This is a genomic window from Bergeriella denitrificans NBRC 102155 (assembly GCF_001592185.1).
GTDB classification, from domain to species: Bacteria; Pseudomonadota; Gammaproteobacteria; order Burkholderiales; family Neisseriaceae; genus Neisseria; species Neisseria denitrificans.
In genome coordinates, this window is record NZ_BCWL01000141.1 from 1 (window position 1) to 5780 (window position 5780).

6 protein-coding genes are annotated in these 5780 nt (G+C 54.6%); all 6 read right to left on the reverse strand.

The features are described 5' to 3' along the window. Positions 1-117: 117 nt before the first annotated feature. The 6 genes from BDE01S_RS07710 to BDE01S_RS07735 all read right to left on the reverse strand — a co-directional run bounded on the left by BDE01S_RS07710 (position 118) and on the right by BDE01S_RS07735 (position 5684). Positions 118-1173 (reverse strand): glycosyltransferase family 9 protein, encoded by a 1056-nt coding sequence (locus BDE01S_RS07710; RefSeq protein ID WP_066079717.1) that lies wholly within the window; start codon positions 1171-1173, stop codon positions 118-120. A gap of 72 nt (positions 1174-1245) precedes the next feature. Continuing rightward, positions 1246-2259, reverse strand: coding sequence for a WaaS/CpsH family glycosyltransferase (locus tag BDE01S_RS07715; protein WP_066079719.1), 1014 nt, complete (start codon positions 2257-2259; stop codon positions 1246-1248). Between the two features lie 21 nt (positions 2260-2280). Further along, positions 2281-3288 carry a WaaS/CpsH family glycosyltransferase gene (locus BDE01S_RS07720; protein WP_066079722.1) on the reverse strand — a complete coding sequence of 336 codons (1008 nt, stop codon included), beginning with the start codon at positions 3286-3288 and terminating at the stop codon, positions 2281-2283. Between the two features lie 75 nt (positions 3289-3363). Beyond that, complete coding sequence (gene fabD, locus BDE01S_RS07725) at positions 3364-4290, reverse strand: ACP S-malonyltransferase (protein ID WP_066079725.1); 927 nt, start codon at positions 4288-4290, stop codon at positions 3364-3366. Positions 4291-4315: 25 nt separating this feature from the next. Continuing rightward, positions 4316-4684, reverse strand: coding sequence for a DUF1294 domain-containing protein (locus BDE01S_RS07730; RefSeq protein ID WP_245934319.1), 369 nt, complete (start codon positions 4682-4684; stop codon positions 4316-4318). Positions 4685-4721: 37 nt separating this feature from the next. Then, positions 4722-5684, reverse strand: coding sequence for a beta-ketoacyl-ACP synthase III (locus tag BDE01S_RS07735; RefSeq protein ID WP_066079728.1), 963 nt, complete (start codon positions 5682-5684; stop codon positions 4722-4724). Positions 5685-5780: the final 96 nt, after the last annotated feature.

A 5780-nucleotide genomic window follows, 5' to 3' on the forward strand; every position in this document is an offset into this window, starting at 1 on the left:
CATTGGTAAAAAAATCGCTGAAAGTACCATAGCTAGGGGTTCTCAGCGATTTTTATCATCCCAAATGTCCATTAGTCCGAAAAAAGATGTTTTCGGGTGGCTTTTAATGACTATATTTTACAGTACTTGTAGAAGATGCCGGTTGAGCCATGCTGCAGCTTCGCTCATGGGGAAATTGGCGGTTTTTCTGTCGGGGGCTCGGGCAATCAGGCTGAGCGTCGGAACATCAGGGGTATTGAGTGGCTGCCACTTAGTAAAGTTTTCGGAATGGTCGGCATAAAAGGCAAGCAGAGGCCGTCTGAAGGCGCAGGCCAAGTGGACGGTGCCGCTGTCTATGCTGATAACGGTGTCGGCTGAGGCAGTCAGATTCAGGTATTGGGTAAGGCTGGTTTCTGCCGAAAGGTTTAATACCAAGTCCGGGTCGCATAGTGCGGTCAGTTCGGCAAAATAATCGTTGCTGCCTTGGGTATGACACAGTAAAAATTGAATTTTCGGGCGCAGTTCGGGTTGGATTTGGTTGAGCAGGGCTGCTAATTCGGCGGGAGCAATCCGGCGAGTACAGACGCTGCCTTGTGGTGCCAGCAGAATGCGGTATGTTTCAGACGGCCAAAAAGATTGTATGGCTTTTAGTGTGGTTGGATTGGTTTCAAGACGGACGCAGGGCGCCGGTAAGTGCCGGTGTTGGGATAAAACGGAAGTACTCAACCAAGTGGACATGTGCGCCCCGGTTTTGGGCGGACAATGGAAATCATGGTTCCGGACAGTATCCGTGCGATAGTAGGATTTTTCGGTTTTATGAAAAATAATGGTGGCTTCGGGTGCAAGGAGGGCGGTGCGAAAGATGTGGCGGCTGTTATAGGTTTCGTAGAAATCCAAGTAAAGCTGCCATTTTTTGCGCTGTTGCCAACAGGAGAAGTCGGTATCGTCGATTAATTCGTCGATTTGCGGACAAAATTGGTAAATGGGACGGCTGCGCTTATTGGTCAGAATACCGAGGCGGCAGTTTGGGTAGGCGGCTTTGAGCTGGCCGATGTAAACGGTATGTGCCACGGTATCACCAACCAAATGCCCCATCGGGCGGATGAGGACGCTGGAGACGTTGTTGAAGTTAAATTGTTGATGGGGCTGCTTTTGTCCGCAGAGCCGAATCAGGCATTTTTTGAAGAAAGACATAAGATTGCCCTTTTATCACTGTTTTTCTTGTTTGGCTGTTTTCAGATGGTTTTTTCAGACGGCCTGAGTTGCCTATTCGGGCAGGCTGATTTTTTGGTGCGGCGCAATATCAAGGATATAGCGTATCCAGTTGCCGAAGCTGTATTTGGCGTACAGTTCGGCGGGAAATTCGTGCAGCGGGCGCGCCATAAACTCGGCCAGGCCGTCGAGGTGTTGACCGTCCCAAACGAAGATGTTGTCGGGGTGGTAGAAATCGTATTTTTTGATTTCGGCGTTGGTGGTAATCAGTTTTTTGCGGTAGCCGAGGGCTTCAAAGGCGCGGAACGACAGGCCGTTGTGGGCGGGGGTTTTGAAATCGACGATGGCGCGGGCGTTTTGGATGCGGGCCAGGTTTTCGGCGTAGTCGAAGCCGGTTTTGCTGGTTTGTACGGCGGGGCAGTCGTGGTAGGCGCGGATATTTTCATTGAGTGTGGAAAGATGGCAATCCAGTGAAAATCCGTGTACTTCGGCGTATTGGACAAATAATTTTAAGCTGTGTTCTCGTTCGGGTTGGTGTGCGCCGATAAAGTATAAATCGGTTTGCGGCGCAGCGGTGTGGCGGCTGAGGTGGTCGAAATAGAAATTGGTGGAGGGGCTAAGGCCGGGGCCATGATGCACATCTTTCGAATCAAATGCGTAAAATTTATCAAAAAACGGGTGATATGACCAAATGTCAGGATAGCGATTCATGCCGTCCCATTGATAGCCGATAAGGGGAATGTTCTGCTGTTTGATGGTTTGCAGCATGGAGAGGGGGAACATATCGGCACGGATGAACAGGGCGTAATCGAAAGTTTGCTCGGAGAGCAGTTGTTGCAAGCGGTCGGTGAGAATTTTTGATTTGAGGTGTTCTTTGGCGTTTTTTTGGCGCAAAACGATTTGGCGAAATTTAGTGGTTATTTGTACGGCAATAGAGGGGTATTGGAAGTGGCTGCCGTCTGCTGCAATGGTGGCTACGTCAAAACCGTGATGGCGCAAATTGTTTTCAAAAGTTTGAACGATGCCGCTGTAGGACGGCATACACAATAAAATTTTATTACCGCTCATGTAGTGGAATTTCCGAAAAAGTTATTTGGCCAGCATGTTGTCCAACCAATGGCTGAAACTGTATTGCACTTTGATTTCTGCAGGTATGGGGGCTAAGGGTTTATTCAAAAATTCGACGACTTTTTCAAACGGCTCGTTTTCGTTCCAGATATGGATATTGTCGGGATGGTAGAAGTCATATTTTTTGACGGTAGTATTGGTAGTAATCAGCTTTTTGTCGAACTTCAATGCGTCGAATACGCGGAACGAAAGGCCTTCGTGCTCGCTGATAACGAAATCGACCAGCGCGCGGCTGCTCAGGGCTTTACGCAGGTTTTCGCCGAAGGAAAACTCCTGATCGCGGCTGAGGTGGTGGATGCCGGGGTGGTTGAAGTATTCGGCGAATTTGTGTTTTTTGCCTGCGATGTAGAAATCTAAGGGCAGGCCGGCGCGGTCGGCGGCTTCGGCGAATGCCTGGATGGACGAGGTGCGGCTGTCCATAATGCCGCCGACAAAATACAGGCTGTCGCCCTGCGGCAGGTCGGGCAGCTCTTTGGGGAAGTCGAAATAGAAATTGCTGGTGCAGCGCAGCGGATATTGGGGGTAGCGGTCGACGTCGTTTTGGTCGAACACGAAAAAGCGGTCGAAATAGGGCAGGTAGCCGAAGATTTCGCCGAAGCGGTGCATACCGTCCCATTGGTAGTTGACGCACCATTCGCTGTGGCGGCGGATGTCGGCGATGATGTGCTTGGGATAGGCGTCGGCGCGGAAGCACAGGGCGTAGTCGGCTTTGCGCCCGCCCAGTGCGGCCAGGCGGCGTTGGATTTCCGCTTCGTAGCTGCGGTATTTGATTCGCTTTTTGTAGTTGAGGCTTTTTTTGAATTTTTTATGGTAAAACGCGACTGCGCGGGTCATCAGGTTGGGATAGCGGGTTTCCCGGTCGTCAAAGCAGAGGTTGATGACGGAAAATCCGGCATAGGCCAGATTTTTTTCAATCAACCTGTCCAAACCGTAAAGGTAGGGCATGGCAAGGATAATGGTTTTGCTCATCGTGCGTTCTGCTTTTGGTGGCGTTTTCAGACGGCTTTTGCGGCAGGCCGTCTGAAAACGGGTGGTCGGGTCGGATTAATGCGCTTGGGCAAAAGCCGCAACCTGCTCGGCATTGGTCAGCGCGGTGCATACCGCTTCTTTGTTGATGCGTTTGGCCAAACCGGCCAACACTTTGCCCGGGCCGCATTCGGCGGACTCGGTCAGGCCGTCTGAAACCAGGGCGTTGACGGTTTCCGTCCAGCGCACGGGGCTGTAAAGCTGGCGCACGAGCGCGTCTTTGATTTGGGCGGGGTCGTGGTAGGCAGCTACGTCGGCATTGTGCACCACGCGGATTTGCGGCTGCTTGATTTCAACACTTTGCAGCGCTTCGGCCAGTTTTTCGGCGGCGGGCTTCATCAGGCTGCAATGCGAGGGCACGGATACGGGCAGCGGCAGGGCGCGTTTGGCACCGGCTTCTTTGGCGGCGGCCATAGCGCGCTCAACGGCGGCGGCGTGTCCGGCAATCACGACTTGGCCGGGCGAGTTGAAGTTGACGGCTTCGACCACTTCGCCTTGGGCAGCGGCCGCGCAGATGTCTTTAATCTGCTGATCTTCCAAGCCCAAGATGGCGGCCATCGCGCCCACGCCCTGCGGCACGGCAGATTGCATCAGTTCGGCACGCAGGCGCACCAAGCGGACGGCATCGGCAAAGTCCAATGCGCCGGCAGCTACCAGCGCGGTGTATTCGCCCAAGCTGTGGCCGGCGACGGCGGCAGGGGCTGCGCCGCCCGCTTCGAGATAGGCGCGGTAGGTGGCCACGCCTGCGGCCAGCATAATCGGCTGGGTGTTGACGGTTTGGCCGATTAATTCGGCATCGTCGCCGTTAATCATCGCCCACAAATCTTGGCCGAGTACGGCGGAGGCTTCGTCGAAAGTGGCTTTAACAACGGCGCTGCCTTCAAAGCCGTTCATCATGCCGAGGCTTTGCGAGCCTTGGCCGGGAAAGAAAAATGCAAAAGACATGGGTTCATCCTTTTGGGTAAATGGGTTAAATGCGCGACAGGAGCAGGGGCAGCAGCCCGTCTGCATCGCCGTGCGCCAGCCACAGCAGGCCGGTGAACGCGAGATTGCCGATAACGCTCAGCCAATAGCGGTAGATAAAAGACGTTTTGCCGGTTTTGTGCCGGTGGCGGTGTCGCGCCGCCCAAGATCCGGTCCAGCCGCCGAGAAAGTCCACCAGCAGCAGGGTCTTTTCAGGTACACGCCATTGCTGATTGCGGGCGGCGGCTTTGTCGCGGCGGTAAAGCCAAAAACCGGCCGCGCCCATCAGCGCGTAAGCGGCGGCCAGTTTGGGCTGCCACAAGGCCAGCGCGGCCAGATAGGCGGCGGGCAGCAGAATATAGGCGGGGAGCTTCACGGTATAGGTTTTTCCGGGCAGGTTGCCAAGCGGCGCATCAGTATTTAATCAGCACCGCACCCCAAGCGAAGCCGCCGCCGATGCCTTCCAAAAGCAGGTTTTGGCCGCGCTGGATTTTGCCTGATTTCACACCGGCATCCAGCGCCAGCGGAATGGAAGCGGCGGAGGTGTTGCCGTGGTCTTGCACGGTCAGGATGATTTTTTCCTGAGGCAGGCCCAGATGCTTGGCGGTGGAATCGATAATGCGCTTGTTGGCCTGATGCGGAATCAGCCAATCCACCTGTTCGGCAGTATAGCCGGCTTCGGTCAATACGTCGTCGGCCACTTTGGAGAGCATTTTGACGGCGAATTTGAACACGCCCGGGCCGTCCATTTTCACAAACGGGCTGCCGCAGATTTGGCCGTCTGCAATTTGCGCGGGTACGTTGAGCAGGTCGAGATAATTGCCATCGGCGTGCAGCTTGCTGTGGATGATGCCCGGCTCGTCGGACGCGCCCAAGACCACCGCGCCCGCGCCGTCGCCGAAGAGTACGCAGGTGGTGCGGTCGTTCCAGTCGATGATGCGGCTGAACGTTTCCGCGCCGATGACCAACACATTTTTGCTCATGCCGCTTTTGATGTAGGCGTGGGCGGTGCTCAAGGCATACATAAAGCCCGCGCATACCGCCTGCACGTCAAACGCGGGGCTGTTGTTGGCGATGCCGAGCTTCTGCTGGACGATGGTGGCGGTGGAGGGAAACTGCATATCGGGCGTGGCGGTGGCGACGATAATCAAATCGATGTCGTCCGCAGACAGCCCTGCGTCGTCCAGCGCGCGGCGCGCGGCGGCGGCGGCCAGGTCGCTGGTTTTTTCCTGCTCGTCTGCAATATGGCGGAATTTGATGCCGGTACGCGTGGTAATCCATTCATCAGAGGTGTCGACTCTGGCGGCCAAATCGTCGTTGCTGACGCGGTTGGCAGGCAGGTAGCTGCCGGTACCTAAAATTTTGGCATACTGCATAGGAGACCCTTTAATTAATCGTCAATCGAATGGCGTTTATTGTAAGCGAAATTGCACGGGTTTTGGAATATACAGTCATTGAAAATAAGAATGATA